At 37.8% G+C, this 25387-nt stretch carries 24 protein-coding genes; 21 read left to right on the forward strand and 3 right to left on the reverse strand.

All coding sequences use genetic code 11. The annotated features are described in order from the left end of the window. The first annotated feature begins 353 nt into the window (after positions 1–353). The 6 genes from N0M92_RS21825 (at position 354) to N0M92_RS21850 (ending at position 5662) form a co-directional block, all read left to right on the forward strand. Positions 354–842, forward strand: a complete 489-nt coding sequence (locus tag N0M92_RS21825) for a GNAT family N-acetyltransferase (RefSeq protein WP_260287883.1) — start codon at positions 354–356, stop codon at positions 840–842. Between the two features lie 254 nt (positions 843–1096). Beyond that, a complete protein-coding gene (locus N0M92_RS21830; RefSeq protein ID WP_260287884.1) occupies positions 1097–1375 on the forward strand; it encodes an ArsR/SmtB family transcription factor in 279 nt (92 codons plus the stop codon). 110 nt (positions 1376–1485) lie between these two features. After that, entirely contained in the window at positions 1486–1869 is a 384-nt protein-coding gene (locus tag N0M92_RS21835) for a VOC family protein (protein WP_260287802.1), read from the forward strand. Positions 1870–2300: 431 nt separating this feature from the next. Further along, positions 2301–3563 (forward strand): dicarboxylate/amino acid:cation symporter, encoded by a 1263-nt coding sequence (locus tag N0M92_RS21840; RefSeq protein ID WP_260287803.1) that lies wholly within the window; start codon positions 2301–2303, stop codon positions 3561–3563. A 475-nt stretch (positions 3564–4038) separates the two neighbouring features. Further along, positions 4039–4743 (forward strand): cysteate racemase, encoded by a 705-nt coding sequence (locus tag N0M92_RS21845; protein ID WP_260287804.1) that lies wholly within the window; start codon positions 4039–4041, stop codon positions 4741–4743. Positions 4744–4786: 43 nt separating this feature from the next. Further along, a complete protein-coding gene (locus tag N0M92_RS21850) occupies positions 4787–5662 on the forward strand; it encodes a LysR family transcriptional regulator (RefSeq protein WP_260287805.1) in 876 nt (291 codons plus the stop codon). A gap of 434 nt (positions 5663–6096) precedes the next feature. Here N0M92_RS21850 and N0M92_RS21855 read toward each other — a convergent pair whose 3' ends face one another. Then, on the reverse strand, positions 6097–7041 hold the full coding sequence (locus tag N0M92_RS21855; protein ID WP_260287807.1) for an urea transporter: 945 nt from the start codon (positions 7039–7041) through the stop codon (positions 6097–6099). A gap of 661 nt (positions 7042–7702) precedes the next feature. Here N0M92_RS21855 and N0M92_RS21860 point away from each other — a divergent pair. The 9 genes from N0M92_RS21860 to N0M92_RS21900 all read left to right on the forward strand — a co-directional run bounded on the left by N0M92_RS21860 (position 7703) and on the right by N0M92_RS21900 (position 14212). Further along, a complete protein-coding gene (locus N0M92_RS21860) occupies positions 7703–8005 on the forward strand; it encodes an urease subunit gamma (RefSeq protein WP_260287808.1) in 303 nt (100 codons plus the stop codon). A gap of 24 nt (positions 8006–8029) precedes the next feature. Further along, positions 8030–8353: an urease subunit beta gene (locus N0M92_RS21865; RefSeq protein WP_260287810.1), complete on the forward strand. Its 324-nt coding sequence runs from the start codon at positions 8030–8032 to the stop codon at positions 8351–8353. Further along, entirely contained in the window at positions 8350–10062 is a 1713-nt protein-coding gene (ureC, locus tag N0M92_RS21870; RefSeq protein ID WP_260287811.1) for an urease subunit alpha, read from the forward strand. Before N0M92_RS21865 ends, ureC begins: the two co-directional genes overlap by 4 nt. Positions 10063–10084: 22 nt before the next feature. Continuing rightward, positions 10085–10543, forward strand: coding sequence for an urease accessory protein UreE (gene ureE / locus N0M92_RS21875; protein ID WP_260287812.1), 459 nt, complete (start codon positions 10085–10087; stop codon positions 10541–10543). Then, positions 10533–11219, forward strand: coding sequence for an urease accessory protein UreF (locus tag N0M92_RS21880; RefSeq protein ID WP_260287813.1), 687 nt, complete (start codon positions 10533–10535; stop codon positions 11217–11219). Before ureE ends, N0M92_RS21880 begins: the two co-directional genes overlap by 11 nt. Before the next feature lie 22 nt (positions 11220–11241). Beyond that, positions 11242–11853, forward strand: coding sequence for an urease accessory protein UreG (gene ureG / locus N0M92_RS21885; RefSeq protein ID WP_260287814.1), 612 nt, complete (start codon positions 11242–11244; stop codon positions 11851–11853). Continuing rightward, positions 11853–12677 carry an urease accessory protein UreD gene (locus N0M92_RS21890; RefSeq protein ID WP_260287815.1) on the forward strand — a complete coding sequence of 275 codons (825 nt, stop codon included), beginning with the start codon at positions 11853–11855 and terminating at the stop codon, positions 12675–12677. Before ureG ends, N0M92_RS21890 begins: the two co-directional genes overlap by 1 nt. Positions 12678–12798: 121 nt before the next feature. After that, positions 12799–13518, forward strand: coding sequence for a HoxN/HupN/NixA family nickel/cobalt transporter (locus N0M92_RS21895; protein WP_260287817.1), 720 nt, complete (start codon positions 12799–12801; stop codon positions 13516–13518). 79 nt (positions 13519–13597) lie between these two features. After that, a complete protein-coding gene (locus N0M92_RS21900; RefSeq protein ID WP_260287819.1) occupies positions 13598–14212 on the forward strand; it encodes a PadR family transcriptional regulator in 615 nt (204 codons plus the stop codon). Positions 14213–14972: 760 nt separating this feature from the next. Here the strand turns inward: N0M92_RS21900 and N0M92_RS21905 are convergent. Next, positions 14973–16349 carry a sigma-54 interaction domain-containing protein gene (locus N0M92_RS21905; RefSeq protein WP_397443909.1) on the reverse strand — a complete coding sequence of 459 codons (1377 nt, stop codon included), beginning with the start codon at positions 16347–16349 and terminating at the stop codon, positions 14973–14975. A 346-nt stretch (positions 16350–16695) separates the two neighbouring features. Here N0M92_RS21905 and N0M92_RS21910 point away from each other — a divergent pair, with 346 nt between their 5' ends. From N0M92_RS21910 to brnQ, 4 genes are all read left to right on the forward strand, one after another. Next, positions 16696–17703 (forward strand): proline racemase family protein, encoded by a 1008-nt coding sequence (locus N0M92_RS21910; protein WP_260287820.1) that lies wholly within the window; start codon positions 16696–16698, stop codon positions 17701–17703. 132 nt (positions 17704–17835) lie between these two features. Then, complete coding sequence (gene pruA / locus N0M92_RS21915; RefSeq protein ID WP_260287886.1) at positions 17836–19395, forward strand: L-glutamate gamma-semialdehyde dehydrogenase; 1560 nt, start codon at positions 17836–17838, stop codon at positions 19393–19395. Between the two features lie 180 nt (positions 19396–19575). Then, positions 19576–20535, forward strand: a complete 960-nt coding sequence (locus tag N0M92_RS21920) for a proline dehydrogenase family protein (protein ID WP_260287887.1) — start codon at positions 19576–19578, stop codon at positions 20533–20535. A gap of 90 nt (positions 20536–20625) precedes the next feature. Continuing rightward, on the forward strand, positions 20626–21987 hold the full coding sequence (gene brnQ / locus N0M92_RS21925; RefSeq protein ID WP_260287822.1) for a branched-chain amino acid transport system II carrier protein: 1362 nt from the start codon (positions 20626–20628) through the stop codon (positions 21985–21987). A 249-nt stretch (positions 21988–22236) separates the two neighbouring features. Here the strand turns inward: brnQ and N0M92_RS21930 are convergent, their stop codons facing one another. Beyond that, positions 22237–23232: a zinc-dependent alcohol dehydrogenase family protein gene (locus N0M92_RS21930; RefSeq protein WP_260287823.1), complete on the reverse strand. Its 996-nt coding sequence runs from the start codon at positions 23230–23232 to the stop codon at positions 22237–22239. 262 nt (positions 23233–23494) lie between these two features. On the opposite strand from N0M92_RS21930, the gene N0M92_RS21935 reads away from it, so the two are divergent. Together N0M92_RS21935 and N0M92_RS21940 are read left to right on the forward strand one after the other, a co-directional pair. Further along, on the forward strand, positions 23495–24121 hold the full coding sequence (locus N0M92_RS21935; protein ID WP_260287824.1) for a DUF3885 domain-containing protein: 627 nt from the start codon (positions 23495–23497) through the stop codon (positions 24119–24121). A gap of 592 nt (positions 24122–24713) precedes the next feature. After that, entirely contained in the window at positions 24714–25283 is a 570-nt protein-coding gene (locus N0M92_RS21940; RefSeq protein WP_260287825.1) for a nucleotidyltransferase domain-containing protein, read from the forward strand. Positions 25284–25387 lie beyond the last annotated feature (104 nt).

Below are 25387 nucleotides of genomic sequence, written 5' to 3' on the forward strand. Positions count from 1 at the left end.
ATCTAGGTTCACCACGACCAGAATCAGCAATCGCAACAGCAATTGAATCTTTAGATACGTCTAAACCAACAAATTTTTGAACATCCTTCATAATATAGGCTCCTTTTCGTGTGTAGCTCTACACTTGTTTTTTTATTTTTGGTAGTAACATTATGACCAAGTGCAATCTACGTTAAGCGATGGGAGCCGTTTTCGTTCATTATGACTAACGGGTGCGTTTGCTGAAGATCGGGGCTGTCTTTAAGGCAGCTTTTTCTTATGGCACTAAGGGGGCAGGTTAGTTCATGAAGGGCAAATGAAAGTTTATGTCGAAATAATTAAGAGGTTTGATTAAATGTAAAAGAGGTATAACAATGACTGTTTCCTTAAATCAAATTTCCACAGATGAAAAGCATATTCTTAAGAATTTATATTCCCTTTATTTACATGACCTTTCGGAGTATACCGAGGGTTTAGACATATCATCAGATGGTTCATTCGAATTTGATTCATTTGAATTAATTTGGAAGAGGGAAGGGTTAACACCATATTTTTTGAAAAAAGATAAGATGACTGTAGGGTTTTTATTACTATTGGAAAGGCCGTTTTTAAATAAGGAATATGATTACAGCATTAATGATATTTTTATTTTGAAAAAATATAGAAGAAAGGGTATGGCCATTGCATTATTAAAGGAATTGTTTAAACAAAAAAAGGGTTGCTACTTTGTTGTTGAATTAGCCAAGAATATTCCTGCCGTTATATTTTGGAGAAAGATTTTTAGTGAGCTGAAAATAGATTTTGAAGAAAAAAAGAAAATGATAGATGATGAAGAATGTTTGATGCAATCCTTTCAAGTTTAAACCGGATTATTAACTACAAGGGTTGCTGCGGCAGCCTTTTTCTAATGGAATGAACGGGCAGATGCTTATAAATTTAACTAGTGTGACGATCCAATGAGGATTCATGCATTTTTTATCATTAAATTTATAAAATGGTTAAAACTACAATAATGTGACTTGAACTTGTTAAGAGTGCATGATACGGTTCCTTTATCATGCAACCATACAGTTGCTTATTATTGACAAGCAACCTTGGGGTTGCTTATACTCGATATATGAATGGGGACAAAGACGCTATATTCAAAGCACTTGGAGACTCGACTAGGCGGCTTATATTAGACGAACTATCCGAACGCAACGAACTGACGTTGTATGAACTTACGGTACGTCTCATTATGAAGCACGACATTTCCATTTCGCGACAAGCGATAGCTAAACATCTTTCTGTATTGGAAGATGCAGGGCTCGTAAAATCAAAACGAAAGGGAAAGTATCGAGTAGTTATATTCAACAACGAACCACTTAAAAATTTGCTAAAAGGATGGATCGAGTAATTTTATAAAATCGGAACAAGACTTCTGGCAATTGTGTGGGTCCCTTTTGCTCGCAGCCGGATTGTTAGCACAGCACCATGCGTCACAAATATCAAAGGAGGTAAAACATTATGAAAATCATTGTTACCAGCATATTCGTACAAGACCAAGACAAGGCACTGGAATTTTATTCAGATAAGCTGGGATTTGTAAAAAAGCAAGACGTTCCAATGGGGAAATACAGGTGGATCACGCTTGTTTCTCCCGAAGCTCATGACGGTACCGAGCTTTTGCTCGAACCGAATGAGCATCCTGCCGCACAGGAGTATCAAAAGAAGATATTTGCAGATGGCATCCCGGCAACAATGTTTGGCGTTGCAGATATTCATGAAGAGTACAAACGATTATTGGAAAACGGCGTGAAGTTTACTATGGAGCCGACAAAAATGGGCGAAGTCACAATAGCTGTCTTTGACGATACATGCGGCAATCTTATACAGATAGCGCAGCAGTAACTTCATTGGTTTGTTTTAAGTTGGGTGAAGGCTTTAATCAATAATTAAACAGCTTTATGGTAACCCTGTCCTAATTTTAGGACGGGGTTATACATGTTTAGGAAATGGTTCTCATTCTGCAATGGAAATGTGCCATTGTGGATCATCTAAACTAACGGGTGCGTTAGCTGATTAAGGTCAACGGAATTAATAATTAATTCTTATAACTTTATAGTAATTCTGTATTTTACTGAATCACGGAAAAAGTGATACAGTTTTTGGTATATTTACAAATATTTTTTTAAATGGGGAGGTTGTCTATGGAAATGTAGATTCAATTTTTAAAGGCCATTTCTTCATTCTCATTCAATAGTCAAATGAGAGTGGAAAGATCTATTTAATGACATATTGTGTGATGAGGCTATTAATCTTTCGTTCAGGGAGGACAACATATGAAAAAGTTTTTTGCTTTTCAAGTATTAATAGCACTGTTTATTGGAGCACTTATCGGACATTTTTTTCCTGTACTTGGCCAATCCTTAAGACCGATTGGCGACGCTTTCATTCATCTTATTAAAATGATTGTTGTGCCTATTGTTTTCACCACTATCGTCATTGGGTCATCAGGCGACGGAAACATGAAAAAAATGGGTTCATTAGGACTTAAAACAATTATTTGGTTTGAATTTATTACCACTCTGATTCTAGGTATAGGTCTTATACTTGTTAACATGTTAAAGCCTGGTGCCGGGCTTAATCTGTCCCACCTTGCTCAAAAGGATATCACACAATTAAATGAAAGCGTTACCAAAGTTGTCGATTTTAAAACGATGCTTGTTAACATCATTCCAAGCAACATTGTTGATGCGATGGCAAAAAGCGATTTATTAGCTGTTATATTCTTCGCTATTTTATTTGGTGCAGCCGCCGGAGCAATTGGCAAAAAGTCAGAGCCGGCAATGAAGTTTATGGAATCAGTTGCAAATATCATGTTTAAACTGACACAAATGGTCATGGTAACGGCACCGATTGGTGTACTCGCTCTCATGGCAGCCTCTGTAGGTCAGTATGGCATTGCCCTTTTAATCCCTATGACAAAGTTGATTGGGGTTGTGTATCTTGGGCTTGCTATCGTTATTTTCGTTCTATTCCCATTAATTGGTTGGTTCTTGAAGATTTCTTACTTTAAAGTGTTTCGAATGATATGGGATTTGTTCCTTATCGCTTTTTCTACAACAAGTACGGAAACAATTCTGCCTCAGTTAATGGAACGAATGGAAGCATACGGTTGTTCGAAACGCGTTGTTTCATTCGTTATTCCTTCTGGGCTATCACTGAATTGTGATGGTTCGACATTGTACCTTTCAGTGTGTTCTATTTTCTTGGCACAAGCATATGGCATCCCGATGGATTTTGGCCAACAGTTGATTGTAATGGGGGTTCTTGTTGCAACCTCAAAAGGAATTGCCGCTGTTCCATCCGGTTCGCTAGTTGTCCTTTTAGCTACCGCCTCAGCAGTAGGGCTTCCTGCAGAAGGCGTCGCAATTATTGCAGGAATTGACCGTGTGCTGGATATGGCACGTACTGCTTGTAATACACCAGGACATGTTCTCGCTTGTATTGTCGTTTCGAAGTGGGAAAAAGAGTTCCGTCAGGGAGAATGGAAAGCTCAAACCGAACAGTCAAACATTCGGCAGGTGCCACCAACATTTTGATGATACGTTAAGCAAGCAAGAGCCTGATATTCTCTGACCCACTGTTGAAAGTCATGAGTATGGGGTCTGAATAGTCATCTTGAAGATTTTTTTGAATGCTATAGACATGGATCAGGAAAAAACGTCAGTGAAAGTTGAGAAATAACGTCTTCCTTATCTCACGTCTGTGTTAGCTTAAAATCGGAACTGCCTTTTAAGGCAGTTCTTTCTTTATGGAATTAAAGGGGAGGGATAGTTCAGGCACAGGGAACAGTTCGGATGGACTTGAGGAGGGCTGCTTAATGGCCAGTAAGAAGTCCTTCGAGAATTTGAGGGGAAACGGTTCAATGGAAGCTTCATCATTAGTAAAGTTCAATTTATTGTTTCTATTAGTGTATAGATTATTTCTATAATTCATCACTTCGTATAAAAATTATAATGAAGTTAAGTATTAAAGAAACTATATTATAAAATTCAAATATAAGTGGTGAAGAAGATGCAAAAAGTAGTTGGGATTATTGGTGGAATGGGACCATTAGCAACTGTTGATTTAATGAATAAAATTATTTCTTATACACCTGCAAAGAAAGACCAGGATCATATCCATATTATCGTGGACAATTATTCACAAATACCTGATCGAACAACAGCTATATTGGGAAAGGGTACAGATCCTGTTCCTTTTATTGTACAATCGGCACAAAGGCTAGAAAATGCTGGTGCGGATTTTCTGGTAATGGCTTGCAATACTGCTCACTTTTACTTTAAATCAATAAAAGAATCCGTTAGTATCCCGATTCTACATATGCCTTTACAAACAGCTCGCTTTTTACACGTAAATAATATGAGGAGAGTAGGCTTGTTGGCTACTGATGGAACAATAAATGCAAAACTGTATCAACAAAGTTGTCAATCCTACGATATTCATGCCATTGAGCCTGATAAGCAAATGCAAAAAGAAGTGATGGAAGGAATATATGCTATTAAAGGTGGGGATTTGGAGAAAGGTCGTTTTCATCTTTCAAGAATAGCTGATAAATTAATCAAAAGAGGGGCAGAAGCTATAATAGCAGGCTGTACAGAAATCCCTCTTGTACTTGAATCATCCCCAAATATCTGTATTATTGACCCGACAGAAATTTTAGCCAAAACGGCAATTAAAACAGCTACTGAGACAGAATCAGCTAAAGCAATTGGGTAAAGTGGATAGACGCAATGGTGAACTAAAATAAGGAGCTGTAAATATGAATATTGAAAATATTGAAGCCTTCATCTATGTTTGTCAACTAGGTAGTTTCAATAAAGCAGCCGATGCTCTTTATTTAACTCAACCTTCCGTAACGGCACGTATTCAATCCCTTGAACGTGACATTAATTTAAAGCTTTTTCATCGAAACGGAAACAAAATTTCTTTAACTGAAAAGGGAGAATATTTCTTTCCGCACGCACAAAAAATTCTTCAATCCTATCAGGAAGCAAAGTACGGATTGCAACAAGTAACTGTACCTTTTGAGCTCGTACTCGGGAGTGCTTTGTCCATTTCCAACAACATTCTCCCTGATATTTTGCCAGCTTTTAAATCTAAGTTCAAGGATGTTAGAATCAAAATTATAACAGGGCATTCTAAAGATATTTTACACAAGGTCATTAATAAAGAGGTTGACTTTGGCATTATACGAACAGAAACCCACCCTCAAGTAGAATCAATCCGTCTTTATAATGATCCTATTAGCCTTGTTGTACCTTCCAATCATCCGTTTTTAAAAGAAGAAAGAATAACAGTGGAGGATGTAAGTAAACAGCCTCTAATCTTTTTTGATTATGGATCTATCGATTGGCTTATCATTCATCGTCTATTTCAAAGTAATGGTGTAAATCCGAATATATATGTAGAAGTGGACAATATGGAAACGGCTAAAAATTTAGTATTACAAGGCCTAGGCATTAGCTTTTTACCTGAGCATTGTGTAAGGAAAGAAATAGAAAATGAAGAGTTATTTAGAGTGGAAATGACTCCTCCTGTGAAAACGAATATTAGTATCGACTTTATCTATTTAAAAGGTAAAACTAAATCTGTTTTTATGGATTTTTTAGAAAATCAAATGTGTGAAAAACAATAAACGAATGATGTGTCAATCATTGGTTGGAGGGGATTCGGAGACGATTGGACGATGGTCCTTAGCGTTGACACAATCTCATGTTGACTATGTTCTACAATTATTAAAAGTAAAGCAGACGGTACAGTGAGAATTTTATAGGAATTCTCGCCGTGCCGTCTATTTTTAATGAACATAAAGTTTTTGAGGCATTTCAATTGTTCTATGAACCAGCTAATTCAATGAATAGAGAATTAAGTTCATTTGAAAAACCCTATCTAAACAATGCCTACAAGGCAATTGTTTAGATAGGGTAGGGAATGCGAATTAAAGGAGAGATTTTGGCCAAGCCATAACATGAGGATCACTTAAGATTTCCAGATGGTTACTTAATCTTGCAAAGGCAGCTGTCTTTGGAAGTAATGCCCCTCGTGCTCCATTCTCAAAAGTCAAATTTATTACAACCTGGGAAGGACTTTTCTCGCGCCAAGGAAAAGCCAGGTACTAAGTACGAAAGGCATTGTCAGGGCTGGAAGTCCATAGGGTAAAAGCCAGGTAGCTACACTTGCCGTTAAGGGTACTGTCACACAAGCTGCGATGATCCCTGATATAGGCGCAAATCGATTATGGTCCTCTTTAAAAACTATAGATACGGCAATGCTGGTTAAAATCGCATTGTAGCCATAAAGACCCAAGATAATTAAAGAGTGTTCCCCTCCGAGTACGAATGATATGAGTAATGCAAAAGCATTACCTAAAATGGAAAAAAGGCCATATTTCCATCCGGCCCAAAATACGCCAATAAATAATAGAATGCCAGCTAAGGTGCTATCTAGAAAAAAAATTTGCCCAATCCCATTAAAACTCCCTTCCAGCCAATCAACCTTTCCAGAGATGTTTAAGGTCCAGTGTGATAAGTCTTGAGGAACTAGTCCCGGACTTAACTGGAAAGCCTTTAACTTGTAAGATGCAAGCAACATAAACCAAGTCAGAATGATAAACGGGAATGTAAGGATGGGAATCCCTGTGTTTCTCATAAAATGCATCATTGCTGCGGAAAAGACTGCGGCTAAAGCAGCTCCGACTAAAGCGATAAACCACTGAGAGGGTCCAGTTAAAAACAATGTTAGTGCAATGCCTGTTAGCACGGAGTTATATCCGTATAAACCTGAATTCACATTGTTTTCATTAGCACCTCCCAGTTTTCCGATTAGCGTTCCTATGATTGAGGAAGATAGAGTAATAATCCCTAAAGGATAAGAAAAAATCGTGATCGCCATTAGGATAATGAAACCAGTAACAGCATTCTCAATCAATATGACTTGAGAGATTCCTTTCAGTGATGACTTCATTAAAGAAAGAAACATTCCATCGGTCAATGAAGTACGTTTGTCTTTTTGCATAAACTAACCCCTCAATTAAGATATTTAAAAAAATAGGTTCAGATTCAATCATTTCATTTTCTGCAGTTTTAAAAAATATCCTCTGAAACAAAACATGTTAATCATGCATTAAGAGTTTAAGTACAGCTGAAGGACGATGTAAAAACCTAAACGAAAAATGTAGATAATCATTTTTCCGAGTTTACCTTTTTTATAGGGGATTTTTGCAAGTCCTATGTTTCCGGAAAGAGTTCTTCCTCCTATGAATATAATCCTTTAGCTTTTCTTAAATTTCCTCCTTACAAAGTCCATTCACTTACCTTTAAATTCATAAAATTATATATAATTTGATATATATGTATATTATGATATATTAATATTCCAGGGGAATCAATCCTTCATTTTATTGTAAAATCTGAATTTTTTTGTAAATAAAAAATAAAAAAAAGTTAATTCCAACATCATTGATTTTCTAAAATAGTGATATTCTGTATGGGATTTAATAGTATTTTTTTATCGTGCGATTGCAGATAATTCAGGTAACTTTATTGATGAATATTTGATTCTCCGTTCATACTTCCCAATTGGTTCAACTAAGCATCAATGGGTTTAGAAGAAATGTCTCGATAATTGATGGAATTTTCGCCATAGTTGGTCATTTTGAAAATGAGGAGGCTTTACGATGCAATTATTACCGCGTGAGATGGATAAGCTCATGATTGTAGTGGCAGCTGATCTTGCTAAGCGACGAAAAGAAAGAGGATTAAAATTAAACCATCCGGAAGCTGTAGCACTTATTACCTATGAAGTGTTAGAAGGGGCGAGGGATGGAAGAACAGTTGCACAATTGATGGAATATGGAGCAATGATTTTGTCGCGCGAAGATGTTATGGAAGGTATTCCAGAGATGATCCACGATATTCAAGTAGAAGCTACTTTTCCTGATGGAACGAAACTAGTAACGGTTCATAATCCAATCAGATAAGAATAGACAAGGAGGCATGCTCAAATGATACCAGGGCAGCTATTTTTAAAAGAAGAAGAAATTATTTGTAATGCCGGGAAAATAGTCACAAAGCTGTCTGTAATTAATACAGGAGATCGGCCTGTTCAAATTGGCTCTCATTTCCATTTTTATGAAATCAATGAAGCTATTCAATTCAATCGCGAAGAAGCGTTTGGGAAACGGTTAAACGTTCCTGCGGGTGCCGCCGTTCGTTTTGAGCCTGGAGATGAAAAAGAAATAGAATTGATTGATTTTGGTGGAGAACGTCGTGTGTATGGATTAAATAATAAAACAGATGGATCCGTGGAAAGAGGGGGAAATCAATGAGTTTCAAAATGTCAAGAAAGCAATATTCTGGGATGTATGGTCCAACGACAGGAGATTCCATTCGTTTAGCGGATACAGATTTAGTGATCCAAATTGAGAAAGATTATACTACATACGGTGAAGAAGTCGTTTTTGGCGGCGGAAAAGTAATCCGTGACGGGATGGGGCAACATCCTCTTGCAACTCGCGAAGATGGAGTTCCGGATGTAGTCATTACAAATGCTGTTATTCTAGACTATACCGGAATTTATAAAGCGGATATTGCAATCCGTGACGGGAAAATTGCTGGAATCGGAAAAGCCGGAAATCCTTTAATAATGGATAATGTGGATATTGTAATTGGTGCTTCTACAGAAATTATTGCTGGGGAAGGGATGATCGTCACTGCTGGTGGAATCGACTCACATGTACATTTCATTAATCCAGCACAGGTTGAGACTGCGTTGGCTTCCGGCCTTACAACTTTAATCGGAGGAGGCACGGGACCTGCTGCAGGATCAAAAGCCACAACTGTTACTCCAGGTGAATGGAATATTCATAAAATGCTGCAAGCAGCGGAAGGATTTCCAATTAACGTAGGCTTCACTGGAAAAGGACAAGCTGCGAACGAAGAGGCGTTGGCTGAGCAAGTACGTGCAGGCGTGATTGGATTAAAAGTGCATGAAGACTGGGGAGCTACAGCCTCTGCTATCGACCACGCTCTTCGAGTAGCGGACCAATATGACGTACAAGTTGCCCTTCATGCAGACACGTTGAATGAAGGCGGATTTTTGGAAAACACGCTAGCGGCGATTAAAGACCGAGTTATTCATATGTACCATACGGAAGGGGCAGGGGGCGGACATGCTCCTGATTTAATTAAATCAGCGAGCTTTATGAATGTTCTTCCATCATCTACAAACCCGACTTTGCCATATACAATTAATACGATCGATGAGCATTTGGATATGTTAATGGTGTGTCACCATTTAAACCCATCTATTCCTGAAGACCTTGCCTTTGCTGATTCACGGATTAGACGCGAAACGATTGCGGCTGAAGATATTCTTCAAGATATGGGTGTATTCAGTATGGTTAGCTCAGATGCACAAGCAATGGGACGAATTGGCGAGGTTATTTTACGTACATGGCAAACAGCAGATAAAATGAAAAAACAGCGAGGGGCGTTGGAAGGTGACAGCGAGCTTTCTGATAATAATCGCGCGAAGCGTTATGTAGCTAAATATACGATTAACCCCGCTATCACTCATGGTATTTCTGAATATGTCGGCTCGATTGAAGTCGGAAAAATGGCGGACCTTGTCATTTGGTCACCGGCATTTTTCGGCGTGAAGCCTGAAATGATTCTTAAAAATGGCTTTGTTGCAGAAAGCTTAATGGGTGATGCCAATGCGTCCATTCCGACACCACAGCCAGTTATTTATCGTCCAATGTATGGATCCTATGGAAAAGCCATGTCTAAGAGCTCAATTACCTTTGTTTCTCAAGTCGCTTTTGATGATAAAGTGCATGAAAAATTAGGCTTGGAAAAAACGGTTCTTCCAGTTCATGGTATTCGAAACTTAACGAAAAAAGATATGAAGCTTAATTCCGAAACGCCTGAGATTACGGTTGATCCACAAACGTATGAGGTAAAAGTAAACGGGGAACTCATTACTTGTGAGCCTGTGGATATAGTGCCGATGGGACAACGCTATTTCTTATTTTGAGTCTTATTTTGAGGTGAAAATATTGATTATTGAAAAAATCGTTGCAAATATCGAAGCAATGGACAGAGAAGAAATTGCGAAACGCCATATGGAAAAGGTGTACCTGGAAAGTGCTAATTTAGTGAAGCGGATTCAAAGAGTGACCACCGATCACGGCCACGAAATTGGCATTCGCTTAAAAGAACTGCGTGACCTTAAGGCTGGCGATGTTTTATATATGGATGATAAAAATATGATTGTCGTAGATGTCCTTTCCGATGATCTGTTGGTCATTAGCCCGCGAAGTTTAAATGAAATGGGAACGATTGCCCACCAATTGGGGAATCGTCACCTTCCAGCTCAATTTGAAGAGAACGATATGCTCGTTCAGTATGATTATCTTGTTGAAGAATTGCTGCAAGAGCTTCAAATTCCTTTTACACGTGAAGAGCGGAAAGTAAAACAGGCTTTTCGTCATATTGGACATAGCCATGAATCCTAATATTCTTTCTTTATTCCAACTATGTGATTCGAATTTTCCAACTGGTGCTTTTAGTCATTCATATGGTCTAGAGACGTATATTCAAGAAGATCAAGTGTATGATCAAGCATCGTTTTCCAAGTGGCTTCATGTATATTTAAATGAACAGCTCGTTTATTCAGATGGGCTGGCAACCCGTCTTGTCTATGATGCCTTGGAAAATGAGGATATACAAACGGTGTGGAAGATCGATCGAATGCTGACGGTTCAAAATTTGCCGCGTGAAACGAGAGAAGGTACCAAAAGAATGGGAGAACGCATGGTAAACCTTGTAGGATCTTTATATGAGTTTCCTGTTCACTCGCTATATCAAAAACGGATTAAGGAGAAGCACTCCTTTGGACATCCAGCTATTGCTTTTACGATGATAGGGCACCATCTTGGTGTTCCGAAAACAACTACCACCCTCTATTATTTGTATTCTACTGTTTCAAGTCTTGTTCAAAATGCCGTTCGGGCGATTCCGTTAGGACAGACCGCGGGACAGAAGACGATTCATGAGTTTCAAAGTGCTTTAATAGAAGCAACAGAAAAAATTCAAACTTTGGATAAAGAGGATTTTGGAATCATTTCACCAGGTTTAGAGTTATCTCAAATGAAACATGAGCGTGTGAACATTCGTATTTTCATGTCTTAATTATAGAAGGAAGTGTTTTTATATGGAAGCGATTAAAATTGGAGTAGGCGGACCTGTTGGAGCCGGAAAAACGATGTTGGTTGAAAGGCTAACCCGTCATTTAGAAGGTGAAATCAGCATGGCCGTTGTGACGAATGATATTTATACAAAAGAAGATGCCAAATTTTTAATGCAAAATGGAGTCCTACCGGCAGACCGTATTATTGGGGTTGAAACAGGCGGATGTCCACACACAGCTATTCGTGAAGACGCCTCCATGAATTTTGCGGCTATCGATGAATTAAAAGAGAAGCATCCGGACGTAGAGCTCATTTTTGTGGAAAGTGGAGGCGATAATCTTGCGGCGACTTTCAGCCCAGAGCTTGTGGATTTCTCCATCTATATTATTGATGTAGCTCAAGGCGAAAAAATTCCGCGTAAAGGCGGACAAGGGATGATTAAATCAGATTTATTCATCATTAATAAAACTGATTTAGCACCTTTCGTTGGCGCAAGCCTCGAAGTGATGGAGTCTGATACGAAGGTTTTTCGCGGAAATAAACCGTTTGTTTTCACCAACTTAAAAGATAACAAGGGTCTTGACCAGGTCATTAATTGGCTTATGAAGAATGCATTATTAAAAGGATTGGAATAATGGAAGACTGGACTGGAGTTTTGTGTCTGGATGTCGAAGATCGGAATGGAAAGACTGTAGCGAAAAATGTATATTTTCAGGGCGCATTGAAAGTGATGCGTCCGGTTTATCATGATGACTCTGGACAAGCTTGTTATTATATTTTGAACCCCGGTGGAGGCTATCTAGACGGAGATCGCTATAAAATACAAATTACGCTCGAGAAGCAAGCGAGACTAACCTTAACGACACAATCCGCAACAAAGGTTTATAAGACACCTAACACTCATGCCTATCAGGAAACAGAGATCTTTCTAAAGTCTGGATGTTATCTCGAGTATATTCCGGATCCGCTAATTATGTATCAGGACGCGCGCTATAAACAAAAAAATGTCATTCGCATGGAGAAAGGGGCGACTTTCCTTTATTCCGACATTTTAACCCCGGGGTGGTCTCCGGATGGAGATCGTTTCAGTTATAATCGGCTTCAATTCATCAATGAAATTTATATGGACGATGAGCTTGTGGCCTATGATCACATTCAATTGAATCCTGCTGCCCAAAATATAGAGAAGATTGGATTCATGGAAGGGTTTTCACATTTAGGTTCCATGATTGTGGTTGGCGAACAAACAAGCCCTGACCTCCTTGATCGGTTATATCAGGCCATTAATGGAAATACAGATCGATATAAAATTGGACTATCTTTATTATCTGTACCAGGATTTACGGTTCGTGTATTAGCCAACTCGACACAAGTAATAGAGGAAGTCTTTACTGAGTGTCACCGAATTATTAGTCAAGAGTGGTTTATAACCGAACCGTGTTTTCTAAGAAAGTATTAATGCTTAGAACCCGGCAATCAAAAGGTTGCCGGGTTTTTATCCGGGTTAATCAGGCTGTGGTAAACCCCACTTATGGAAGTTTCACTTTATACGGGACAAAAAGTTTAAAGGAGAAATATTTATGGATGTTACATTGTTTTCAGTTTTAACGATAGGTTTTGTTTTGGGAATCAGGCATGCAATTGAGCCTGATCATGTAATTGCAGTATCAACAATTGCAAGTCAAAGCAAAAAGTTATGGCACGCTTCTCTAGCAGGAGTATTTTGGGGGATAGGTCATACGATAACATTATTTATAGTTGGTATTATTCTTATTCTTATGAAGGGTGAAATACCAGGGAAATGGTCTATGTCCTTAGAATTTTTAGTAGGAATCATGCTTGTTTATCTGGGTGTTACAACGATCCTTTCTTTCAAAAGTATCCATGTTCATACGCATGCACATGATGGAGATGAACATAAACATGTCCATGCCCATCCCCATGAGAATGGTGGTAAACATGTGCATAAACACAAACATAAAGATGTTTCATATTTGAAATCGATGTTTATTGGTCTAGTCCATGGTCTCGCAGGAAGTGGCACTATGGTTATATTGACGATGAGTACAGTAAAGAGTGTTTGGGAAGCGGCTATTTATATCCTTTTATTTGGAGTAGGAACGGTCATTGGTATGCTTTTTTTCACTACGATTATTGGCATCCCATTTGTGTTAAGTATGAAACGCGTTAAAATTAGTAGAACACTTGTATTCACAATGGGCACAATTAGTATGGTTTTTGGAATATATTATATGTATAATTTAGGGGTAAATGAAGGATTATTTAACCTTTGGTTTTAAGTCAGTAAGGAATGTTGGATCGATGAGTGCGAACATACACACTATTATTGAACGATATATATGGATGAAGGGGGATTAGATGAATACGCTTGGATATGCGATACTTAGTTCGCTTGGTAGAAATCCATGTTCTGGCTATCAATTAGTTAGGTATTTAGAGGTATTATGGCCTGCGAAGCATAGTCAAATATATCCTCTGTTAACTAAAATGGAGAAGAATGGGCTTTTGGAATTTGAACATATTGAACAAACGAGTAAACCCGATAAAAAAATATATTCAATTACAGAAAAGGGAAGAGAAACTCTGGAAAAATGGGTCACTGAATTGCCTTCTGATCCCATCATTCGAGATGAATTTTTTATTAAGATATATTCGATTTGGTTATCGAATGAAGAAAATGCGAAAAAATTAATTCAGGACCGAATTTCTAAATTAGAACAAACCGTGGCTTTGCGAGAAGAAAATATAGCCAAAATTGAACAAGCACATGGGAAAAATGGGTTAGAAATGACTTCTAAACATTTTGGAGGTTATATTCTTTTTAATAGAAGGAATAGGTTAGATGAAGAAGAAATTTCATGGTGTAAGTGGGTTCTGAATTTGATTGAGAAAGCAAAATTAAACAATTTATTGTTAGGAATCATGGTAGGAAAACTTAATATAATTATTCAAGACACGACCTTGATTTATTGACTATAGTAAAAAAGTTACACATAACCTAATGTAAAGATAAACATGACTGAAATGTATCATGCCTTTTACTTTTTACTTTCACAATCGCGCCCGATTGCTGGAATTTGTTTACCTTATTTCTGAATTCGTTGCCGTAAGATTCCCACGAGCAGTTTTATAAAAAAGATTGATTAAAATCATCTCACCTCTATAGATTTCTTAGAGGTGAGATGATTTTTTTATTGAATATTTATGTTCGTGTCACTATTAAGATTGTGAAGAAATGTACTTAAACTAACGGGGCAGTTTACTTCAAAAGGAAATATTTGAATACTATAAATATCATTGTTCTTTTTTTTGATTGCATGATAAAGGGCACCCAAAGGGATGCCCTTTTATTACAAATTATTTTTATCCTTCAACTTTATTTTGCTTTTCCATTATCTTTTGGAGAACGATAGGCAGTATTCGCTGCTTCAGCAAGTGGTAATATGGTTTCCAGGCAAAATGAGTTTTTTGTTTTGGCTGTTTTCGCATACTTTGTTGCTATTTACCAAGTAGTGAGGTGTGGCTGATTTCCCCTCCAGATGCTCGCTTTCCGCGGGGCGGGCGGTGAGCCTCCCCGGCGTAAATACCTGTGGGGTCTCACCTGTCCCGCTGCTCCCGCAGGAGTCTCGCACTTTCGCTCCAATCAACCTTAAATCGTTTCATTTTAAAAACAACAATCTTTACGAAAAGAGCCTTTGTTTTTAAAGGTGAAAAGAAAAGTTCGAAATTAATATTAAAGTCCATACTTATTTATCTTTTTGTAAAGAGTGACTCTTGAAAAGCCTAATTCCTTAGCTGCCAATGTCTTATTACCGTGCGTTTTTTCTAATGCACTTTTTATTCGTTCTTTTTCTATTAAGCTTATCTCATCTTGAAATGTGATAGTAGCATGTTCAAACGCTATTTTTTTCGCCTTTTGCGGAAGAATATTCAATATGTCACTGGCTTGCAATACAGCGTCATCAGTCATGACCACAAGTCTCTCTACAAAATTTCTTAATTCTCTTATGTTACCAGGCCAGTGGTATGAGGAAAATAACTCCATCATATCATTCGATTGAAATTGTATTTCTTTTTGATATTTAATAGAGAACTCCTCTATAAATAAATGTACCAGCTCTGGAACATCTTCTAATCTCTCTCGAAGTGAGGGGATATGAAGGGGAACCACATTCAGACGATAATATAAGTCTTCTCTGAATTCCCCTTTTTCCACCATCTCCTCCAGCATGCTGTTTGTAGCTGCTATTACCCTTATGTCTACTTTGATTGCTTTTGTGCCACCTACTCTATATATTTCTCCTTCTTGAAGAGTTCTCAAGAATTTAACCTGGATATCTAAAGGCATTGTGCCTAGTTCATCTAAAAATAGTGTACCACCATTTGCTTCTTCTAGTTTTCCTGCCTTGCCACCCTGTTCAGCTCCTGTAAACGAACCTTTTTCATAGCCGAAGAATTCGCTTTCAAACAAGGGGGAAGGGATCGCACCACAATTAATAGGAACAAATGGCCTTTTTTTTCTAGAACTTGACTCATGAATGGCCTGTGCAAAAAGTTCCTTCCCTACACCGCTTTCTCCTAATATCAGCACTGTTGCGTCAGTTGCTGCTACTTTAATAGCGGATGCCTTTATCTGATTAATAATTTTGCTGCTGCCTTTTATGCTGGAGAACGGTAAGTTTTTAGCCTGATTAATGATTTGCTGTTTTAAATCTTGTAGCTTCGAGGTTGTAACGGAAAGCTTATCATTTAGTTTTACGGTAGCTGTTATATCACGATCTACCGATATGGCGCCAATCAGGTTGCCGCCATGGTCAAAAACAGGAGAAGAACTGATTGAAATATGCTTATCAGGACGAGGTTGATGATAAACATCAAATATCGGCTGTTTACTCTTTAAGATTTCGTACAATTTAATGTCCTTCATTTGAAAATAGTTCTCTATGTTTTTCCCTATTATTTCATTTGATTTAATTTGATAAGTATTTTCTGCTGCTTCATTCCAGTAAACGACCCGCCCCGTTTTATCAACAGCTGTGACTGCATCTTTACTGGTTTTTAAAATAGCTTCTAAATAAAAAAGGATAGTATCTCTGCTAAAATCCGCTATTTTGATCTGCCTCCTTTTACGGCTCTTTTGTGTAAGTTTACAGGTTTACATTATGTAAATAATATTTACACTTTTTATAATATTTTAAAAATGAAGTCTATTCAATATTTATATGTAGAGTTTGATTTTTTTTTTTATTATTACGTATTAATCTTGCTATTGTACCCTCCCTTTAACCCAGCTCCATCAGTTCAGAATAAGGAACATACACGTTATATAAAAGAGAATGACTTATTGTTAATTTTGTTTTTCTGATCGAAGTTATGCTGGAAAAAGGTTTTTGGCATGCAAATTGCATTATGTCTAGTAGAATGCAAATTTTTGTGAAAAAAGAGAAGGTGTAGTGATGATCAATTTTTCTAAATTTATTGAAACAATCGATACCCACACAATGGGTCAGCCAACAAGAATTATTGTAAGTGGGGTTCCAAAAATTTCAGGAGATACAATGTTAGAAAAGAAAAATAATCTTAAAAAAGAAATACCTTGGCTAAGAAATTTATTAATGAACGAGCCACGCGGTCATCAGGATATGTTTGGGGCTATTCTTTGTGAACCTTCTCAAGAAGGTTGTGATGCAGGCTTAATATTCATGGACAGCGGTGATTATCTTAATATGTGCGGTCATGGCACAATCGGCACTATTACTGCAGGTATACAGTTTGGCTTGTTACCTCAAAAGGAATTGTTTTTTCTTGATACACCGTCAGGCAAGGTGGAATGTACAGCTAAATATAAAGATCAGAAAGTTAGTGAAGTGTCGTTCCGGAATGTGCCATCTTTTGTTCTTGAAAAAAATGTGAATATTGTTATTGAAGGCTATGGAACCATCAAATTAGATATTGTATTCGGCGGCAGCATATTTGCTATTGTGGACGCGTCACAATTTAATTTGAAATTAGAAACAAGCGAAACCCTTGTCTTATCTAAACTTGGTATGAGAATAAAACAAATGCTTAATGAGCAATTTTATTTTGAGCATCCGCAAAACCCAAATATTTGCACGGTGGATCTTATAGAGTTCAGCTTAAAAAAGGAGAAGAATCATTATCGCAATGTTGTTGTTTTTGGGAATGGACAAATTGACCGTTCCCCATGCGGCACAGGTACTTCAGCCAAATTAGCAGCCCTGGATCTTCAAATTGGTGAAAGTATTATTCAAGAAAGTATTATCGATTCCAGATTTATAGGTAAGGTAGTTGGGAAAACGACAGTATCAGGTTTCGATGCTATCATTCCTGAAATTACAGGTTCAGCCTGGGTTACCGGATTACATCGATTTGCTTTAGAAGAAACCGATCCGTATCAACAAGGCTTTACTTTAAATCAACAGTTTGTATTGGAAAATGCTTAAGGCACAGGAAGCTGGTGACAGTGAAGTATACCTATATGGCTTGCTGCACTTAATCAAGATTGATGAGGTTTCCACATTATTTATAAGCCTGTTTACGAACTTATTTTCTATAAAGGAGAAAACTACATGACTATGAATGCTACATTACAAGAAAAATATAAGCACGAGCCATTCACCGATTTTACGATTGAAGAAAATAAAAATGGATTTAATCAAGCATTAAAAGTTGTTCAATCAGAGAGGGGTAAAGGCTACCCCTTAATTATCGGGGGCGAGTCGATTACAACAGATGAACAAATCATTTCGATTAACCCAGCGAATAAGGAAGAAGTAATTGGAAGTGTTTCCAAAGCAAATAAAGAGTTGGCTGAAAAGGCGATGCAAGCCGCGCTAGTTGCTTTCGATACTTGGAAAAAAGAAGACCCTGAAGTACGGGCGAATATTTTATTTAGTGCAGCAAAGATTCTCCGTGAACGAAAACATGAATTTTCTGCTTACCTAGTGAAGGAGGCCGGAAAGCCATGGAAAGAAGCGGATGCAGACACGGCAGAAGCGATTGATTTTCTGATTTTTTATGGACGCCAAATGATGCAACTAAAAGGGGGGGCTCCTGTAGAAAGCAGAGAAGGAGAAGCAAATACTTTTAATTATATTCCACTTGGTGTAGGGATCATTATTTCCCCATTTAACTTTCCATTGGCGATTATGGCTGGAACTGCGGCAGCGGCAATCGTAGCAGGGAATACCATTCTTTTAAAGCCATCGAATAATACACCTGTAATAGCAGCTAAATTTGTAGAACTATTACAAGAAGCTGGCCTTCCTGAAGGAGTAATCAATTACATTCCAGGAAGTGGTGCAGAAGTAGGTGATTACCTTGTTGATCATCCTAAAACCCGCTTTGTATCTTTCACTGGTTCACGTGAGGTTGGCTGCCGTATTTATGAACGTGCCGCAAAAGTACAGCCAGGCCAAATCTGGTTGAAGCGTGTGATTGCTGAAATGGGTGGAAAAGATACTGTTGTAGTAGATAAAGATGCTGATTTAGATTTAGCGGCATCCTCGGTCGTGTACTCAGCATTTGGATTCTCGGGGCAAAAATGTTCGGCTGGTTCACGCGCGGTTGTACATCAAGATGTCTATGACGAAGTTTTAGAAAAAGCAGCTGCTTTAACAAAGACTTTATCAATCGGTAATCCAGAAAACATGAATAACTACATGGGGCCAGTTATTGATCAAGCTTCTTTTAACAAGATTACAAAATATATTGAAATTGGAAAAGAAGAAGGCAAGTTGATAACCGGCGGTGAAGGGGACGACTCTAAAGGCTACTTTATCCAGCCAACTATTTTTGCTGATGTGGATGAAAAAGCACGCATTATGCAGGAAGAAATTTTTGGCCCTGTTTTGGCTTTCTGTAAAGCCCGCGATTTTGATCACATGATGGAAATAGCGAACAATACGGATTATGGGCTAACTGGAGCGTTACTCTCAAATAATCCTGATCATATTGAACGGGCAAAAGAAGAATTTCATGTAGGAAATCTTTATTTTAACCGCGGCTGCACAGGAGCCATTGTTGGCTACCAGCCATTTGGCGGTTTTAACATGTCAGGAACAGATTCCAAGGCAGGAGGCCCTGACTATCTTATTTTACACATGCAGGCAAAAACGATTAGTGAAACAATTTAAGAAAGAAGGCAGCTTTTATGCTGCCTTTTATAAAGGATGTTAGCAACCGGTTTGAAAAATTGAAGTAAATTTTATTAAGTGAAATTCTGGGATTAACGCTAAATATAATTGAATGGGTAAAAAGTCCAGTTCAAAATGATGGAGGTCACTACTTTGACAATAACAAAAGATTTTTTTATTATGCTTTCTCAAAATAAGATGCTTAATAGCGGTGCAAAACGATGGGGGCTTAAACTTGGTGCCCAGTCTGTCGTAGCAGGAACGAATATTGAAGAAATGGTGAAGAGTGTTAAAGAATTGAATGCAAACGGAATTTCTGCAACAATCGATAACCTTGGTGAGTTTGTATTTGAAAAGGAAGAAGCCTTGCAGGCGAAAACCAAGATTCTTGCCGTTATTGAAGCTATTTATGAGCATCAATTAGATGCCCATATTTCCTTAAAGCCTACTCAGCTGGGCCAGGATATTGATTATAGTTTCTGCCTTGAAAATCTATCGGAAATTGTTGAAAACGCGTACAAATATAATGTATTCATCAATTTTGATATGGAAGATCATGGTCATCTTCAGTCATCATTTGATTTAATTGATGAACTTTCCAAAGACTATGATAATATTGGAACGGTTATTCAGGCTTATTTTCATGATGCGAAAGATATGATTACAAAATATAAAAATTACCGGTTAAGAATCGTAAAAGGCGCTTATAAAGAGTCTGAAAATGTCGCATATCAAGACAAAAAAGATATTGATCAAAATTTCATTGAGTTAATCGAGTATCATCTCCTGCATGGTAAATTTACATCCATTGCTACACATGATCACCAAATCATTAATCATGTGAAAAAGTTCGCGAAAAAGAATAACATACCAACAGAGAAATATGAATTCCAAATGCTTTACGGATTCAGAAAGGATATGCAGTTGAGTTTAGCCAAGGAAGGATACAATTTTTGTACTTATGTTCCGTTTGGAGTGGACTGGTATGGATACTTTATGCGCCGTTTGGCGGAGCGTCCCCAAAACCTTAACTTAGTAGCTAAACAGACATTCAACAAAAAAACGAAAACCCTAATCGGGATCGGAGCGGGTGCCTTTCTATTAGGAAGATTAAGCAAGAAGAAACCAACGAAAGTATAAAGAAATATGCAGCCATTTATTACAGGATATTTTAGGAAGGGCTCTTTCAGCCGTTCCCGCAGCTTTAATAAGTATTAAGGGGGAATAACAATGGATAAGAAAGTGTCCTTTTCACAAGTGCTGTCTATTGGGTTAATGCTCTTTGCCATGTTTTTAGGAGCGGGGAACGTTATATTTGCCCCGATGTTAGGTCAACAGGCGGGAACAAACACCTGGCTTGCCATGGGAGGTTTTTTGATAACAGGCGTTGGACTGGTTTTACTAGCTATCATTGCTCTGACTCGTGGAGGTGGTACGGTAGAAAAACTTGCAGGAAGGGTCCACCCACGCTTTGCAACATTCTTTTCAATGTTACTTTTTCTAACGTTGGGACCTATTTATGTTATTCCCAGAACAACTTCCGTTGTTTATGAAATCGGTTTAAATCCCTTAATTCAAAGTGTAGCAAATGAAAGGCTGTATCTGCTTGTATTTTCAGTGTTATTTATTCTATTGACGGTTCTGCTCTCCTGGGATGCAAAGAAATTGGTAGATAACCTGGGTAAAATTATTACCCCCATCTTTTCAATATTGCTGGCAGTATTGATTATAAAATCATTTATAACACCGATGGGCAAAATAGGGGCTCCTGGAGAGGAATACATAGATGGCGTTTTCTTAAAAGGGTTTACGCAAGGCTACTATACAATGGATGTACTAGCTGCTTTTATATTTGGCGGCATTTTCATTAAGTCAATTGGTTCGTTAGGAATAAAATCTGAAAAAGAAGTTTCCAAGCTATTTATCAAAGCAGGGATCATAACTATTATTGGGTTAGTTGCTTTACAGGTTTCAATGGCTTGGATGGGTGCTTCCAGTGTAGATGCAATTGGGTTAAAAGAAAACGGGGGAGAAGTTTTAGCTGCGAGTGCTATTGCTCTGTTTGGGAATTATGGAATTTATATCATAGGAACAATTATTTTCCTCACAGGAATTACAACAAATGTTGCATGCCTGGCAGCCGTTTCTGAATACTTTGAACGAATTGTTCCGTCTATTAGCTATAAAAAATGGATTATAGTTTTTTCTATCATAGGAACAATCATTACAAACTTTGGATTGAATACTGTATTGACACTTGCTTCTCCAATATTGCTGCTGCTTTATCCATTGGCCATTGCTTTGATTGCTTTAATATTTGCCAATAATCTATTTAAAGGTTATCGGTCCGTATATGTGAGCACTGTAGCGGGAGTCGGATTGGTCGCTCTGCTTGATGCTTTAAAAGAAGCGCATATCTTAACAAATGCAATTAACCATACATTTGGATTCATTCCATTATTCGAGTATGGAGTTGGATGGATTAGCACAGGATTAGTGGGCTTTTTGATTGGACTAATAGTCGCGAAAACTAAACAAGAATCCAGCGTAATTATTGATATAGCTGGACAAGTAACTGATAAAGTTTCGTAATGGGGCAATGGTATACAGATAGAAAAAGTGTCTGTAATAGGTTTCATTTGATCAACGGTTGTTATTTTTACGTACCGGGGCAGAAAATGAATTTTTTTGAGGTATATAGTATTTTAATTTGGAATGAAGAACCGAAAATAATTAAAAATAAAAAGCAGACGGTACTTTGAGAATTTTATAGAATTTCTATCTGTACCGTCTATTTTTAAATGAACATAAAGTTGTTGAGGCATTTCAATTGTTTTGATATTACCAATTATTTTTCAAAACTATTTTTCCTATCGCCTTGCCGGACTCCATGTACTCATGGGCTTTTGAAACCTCATCAAACGTAAAAATGTTTGGATCCACAAGCGGACGCAGCTGCTCTTCCTCAACCAACCGGGCAACCTTCTTCAAAATTTCCCGATAATGCTTATGCATGTCCTTGTTTAATATCTTTAACAACATAAAGGTAACATGCAGAGAAAGTCCCTTTGCATGCACGGAGGAGAGGTCATGGGTCGAACGGGCAGCGATGGCTGCTACCGTTCCATGTACTGCGGCCGCCTCAAAGGAGCGATCAAGGTTTTCTCCTCCTACCGTGTCAAACACAACGTCAAATCCTTTTCCGTCTGTATATTTCTGTACATAGTCGTGAACGCTTTCTTCTCGATAATTAATCGTTACATCTGCACCAAGACGCGTGCCGATCTCCAGCTTCTCCTGCGAAGAGGCGGTTGTATAGACTGTCGCCCCTCCCCATTTCGCCAGTTGGATGGCAATGTGTCCTACTCCGCCGGTCGCTGCATGGATCAGTATATCCTGTCCAGGGACAAGATTTGCCCGATTGAATAATGCTTCCCATGCAGTAATGGCAACCAATGGTAAAGCAGCGGCTTCTTCCATCGTCAAATTTTTCGGTTTGTGAGCAAGTAAATCGACATCTGCAAGCATAAACTCTGCAAGTGCACCGCCAGTCCCTCTAAAACCTCCCGCACATCCAAACACTTCATCGCCAATTTTAAACTCGGTTACTCCTTCACCTACTGCAGCTACCAAACCTGCAACATCTCCATGTAATACTGCCGGAAACTCGGGGGCAACGGCTGGAACTGCACCAGCACGGACTTTCGTATCAATGGGATTTACACTTGTAGCCTTGACTTGAATAAGTACATGTCCAGGTTTTAGTTCAGGTTTTGAAATCTCTTTACATTGAAATACGGAGGGTTCACCAAAAGATTGAATAATTTGCGCCTTCACTTTAGTCACTCCTATTTATTTTTTTTGGGAAATGTCTCATCACTTATTTTGAAAAGAACGAATATTTAGTCTTCTCTTGTAAAACCAATGATACTTCATATAATATAAAATGAAAAGTAGGCACATTTTTGTTGGTTAGGGTAAAATTTGTAATATAGCCTTACTTTCATATGGGAGTTGCTTAGGCAACTCTTCTTTTTATGCAACCAGAGGGACATGTTAACAAGGAAGGTATAATGAAGGAACTTAATGAGGTGCAAAAATGCTTTTAAACGATTTTATGAATGGGAATTTCCCGAACTTAGAACTTAGACCGCCGTTGTTTTATAGTTGGAAAACGGGCATCCGTTTTGAATTAGGTGTGGACTATGATAGTGAATTTGCTTATGAAAATAGCCCATATCTACAAGGCGTATATAAAAGGGCTATCACTTTATTCAAGTCCTTGCATTCTTATAACGATGATATTTATATCGTAGTTGACGTAAACGATTATGCCGATGGTTTTAAACATAAATCAAACACTTTTTCACGGTATATTAAGGAGAAGTCGATCTTATACCGGTTAAACCAAAAGACAACCCTTCATGACGATGATGAAGAAGGAACATATAAAACACATAGATTTACGTTAAAGTGCAGAACGTCTGACTTCAAATACATTCCTATGCTAAAAGCAATCTGTAATCAAGATATGGGAATAAAGCCAAGTATATTTAATAGGGTCTATTTTATAAACATCAACAGGAAAACTATATTTCACGTGTATGATGACAGGGGTTGTGATTTATTGGCGACTTCACCCGAAACGATAAGAGATGTTTATGATAAATTTAACGACTGGATATTAGATTATGACAGAAATGAAATAGACGAAGTATTCAAATAAGGGATAGCACCTTGTTAAGACATCAGGTGCTTTAGCAAAGATCAGAGCTGCCTTTAAGAAGAGTTTTTAGACAAAAGGTGTATCCAGAGTATAAGAAAGTTGATTGGAGCAGGTGTACGACACTCCTGCGGAAAAAGCGCGTCCAAGCGTGAACCCGCAGACGCAAAGAGCGACGAAGGCGAGTGCCTGGAGGCAACGTTTGAATGTACGAACCCTCAAAAAAATATAGACAAAATCAATTACTATCAAGTTAGTCTACAAGTATGGAGCTGTCTTTATGGCAGCTTTTCTTTCCAGGACAATGGTTCATAACAACTTTTACTTCAATAAGGAAGGTTGCTGACGCAGCCTTTTTCTAATGTACTAAAGAGGTAGATTAGTTGAATAAGGAAATGTGATTTTGGAGATGGAGAGAAACTTTTTTAAAAATATTCACATTTAATAATAGGTTGAAATATCAGGGGTTGCTGCGGCAGCCTTTTTCTTATGGAACTAACGGGGCAGGTTAGTTCCATAAGGATTCAGTAAAGAGGTTTTCCAAAATAGAAAAAGAATAGATAAGGATATAAGTTTTTTAGTTTGGGGGATTCATATGCCATTTGAGCAATGTCATAGCATTACTTCTTTAATGTCAGGGTTTAATAAAACGTGGTTCTTTGCAGGTGGTTGGGCAATTGATCTTTTTATCGGCAGAGAAACAAGAGAACATCAAGATATAGAGATTGCACTATTTCGAGAAGACCAATTATATCTGAAGGAATATCTTAAAGAATGGGATTTTAAAAAGGTTATTAAAGGTAAATTCTATTCTTGGGAAAATGAGTTTTTAGAGTTACCTATTCACGAAATACACGCTTTGAATAAGTCAAATGGAGATAAATTAGAAGTTCTTCTAAATGAAACAAAGGAGAATGATTGGAAATTCAGAAGGGATTTAAGGATTTCCCATCCACTTAAGTCAGTTTGGAGTTATTCTAATACAGGCATTCCTTATCTAAATCCAGAAATTGTACTTTTATATAAAGTGAAAAACACAAGAGAAAAAGACCATCAAGACTTTATGGCGATAATAGACAAACTAGATAATCAGAGGAAAAAATGGCTTCATTATGCTATACAATTGCACGAACCAGAACACAAATGGCTTCAATTCTTAACATAATGTCATAAAGAACTAACGGGGCAGGTTAGTTGTATAGTGCTGTTTGATCTTTATTCAACAATTAGGCCAAAACCCCACTTTTTTAATGTGTACGCTGTTTCTGC

It is taken from the genome of Peribacillus aracenensis (assembly GCF_025175645.1).
GTDB lineage: Bacteria > Bacillota > Bacilli > Bacillales > DSM-1321 > Peribacillus > Peribacillus aracenensis.

Bases quoted from the DNA above. Each gene is read 5' to 3' on its own strand.
- N0M92_RS21825 (WP_260287883.1), top strand. From the start codon at position 354: ATGACTGTTTCCTTAAATCAAATTTCCACAGATGAAAAGCATATTCTT.
- N0M92_RS21830 (WP_260287884.1), top strand. From the start codon at position 1,097: ATGAATGGGGACAAAGACGCTATATTCAAAGCACTTGGAGACTCGACT.
- N0M92_RS21835 (WP_260287802.1), top strand. From the start codon at position 1,486: ATGAAAATCATTGTTACCAGCATATTCGTACAAGACCAAGACAAGGCA.
- N0M92_RS21840 (WP_260287803.1), top strand. From the start codon at position 2,301: ATGAAAAAGTTTTTTGCTTTTCAAGTATTAATAGCACTGTTTATTGGA.
- N0M92_RS21845 (WP_260287804.1), top strand. From the start codon at position 4,039: ATGCAAAAAGTAGTTGGGATTATTGGTGGAATGGGACCATTAGCAACT.
- N0M92_RS21850 (WP_260287805.1), top strand. From the start codon at position 4,787: ATGAATATTGAAAATATTGAAGCCTTCATCTATGTTTGTCAACTAGGT.
- N0M92_RS21855 (WP_260287807.1), bottom strand. From the start codon at position 7,041: ATGCAAAAAGACAAACGTACTTCATTGACCGATGGAATGTTTCTTTCT.
- N0M92_RS21860 (WP_260287808.1), top strand. From the start codon at position 7,703: ATGCAATTATTACCGCGTGAGATGGATAAGCTCATGATTGTAGTGGCA.
- N0M92_RS21865 (WP_260287810.1), top strand. From the start codon at position 8,030: ATGATACCAGGGCAGCTATTTTTAAAAGAAGAAGAAATTATTTGTAAT.
- ureC (WP_260287811.1), top strand. From the start codon at position 8,350: ATGAGTTTCAAAATGTCAAGAAAGCAATATTCTGGGATGTATGGTCCA.
- N0M92_RS21880 (WP_260287813.1), top strand. From the start codon at position 10,533: ATGAATCCTAATATTCTTTCTTTATTCCAACTATGTGATTCGAATTTT.
- ureG (WP_260287814.1), top strand. From the start codon at position 11,242: ATGGAAGCGATTAAAATTGGAGTAGGCGGACCTGTTGGAGCCGGAAAA.
- N0M92_RS21890 (WP_260287815.1), top strand. From the start codon at position 11,853: ATGGAAGACTGGACTGGAGTTTTGTGTCTGGATGTCGAAGATCGGAAT.
- N0M92_RS21895 (WP_260287817.1), top strand. From the start codon at position 12,799: ATGGATGTTACATTGTTTTCAGTTTTAACGATAGGTTTTGTTTTGGGA.
- N0M92_RS21900 (WP_260287819.1), top strand. From the start codon at position 13,598: ATGAATACGCTTGGATATGCGATACTTAGTTCGCTTGGTAGAAATCCA.
- N0M92_RS21910 (WP_260287820.1), top strand. From the start codon at position 16,696: ATGATCAATTTTTCTAAATTTATTGAAACAATCGATACCCACACAATG.
- pruA (WP_260287886.1), top strand. From the start codon at position 17,836: ATGAATGCTACATTACAAGAAAAATATAAGCACGAGCCATTCACCGAT.
- N0M92_RS21920 (WP_260287887.1), top strand. From the start codon at position 19,576: ATGCTTTCTCAAAATAAGATGCTTAATAGCGGTGCAAAACGATGGGGG.
- brnQ (WP_260287822.1), top strand. From the start codon at position 20,626: ATGGATAAGAAAGTGTCCTTTTCACAAGTGCTGTCTATTGGGTTAATG.
- N0M92_RS21935 (WP_260287824.1), top strand. From the start codon at position 23,495: ATGCTTTTAAACGATTTTATGAATGGGAATTTCCCGAACTTAGAACTT.
- N0M92_RS21940 (WP_260287825.1), top strand. From the start codon at position 24,714: ATGCCATTTGAGCAATGTCATAGCATTACTTCTTTAATGTCAGGGTTT.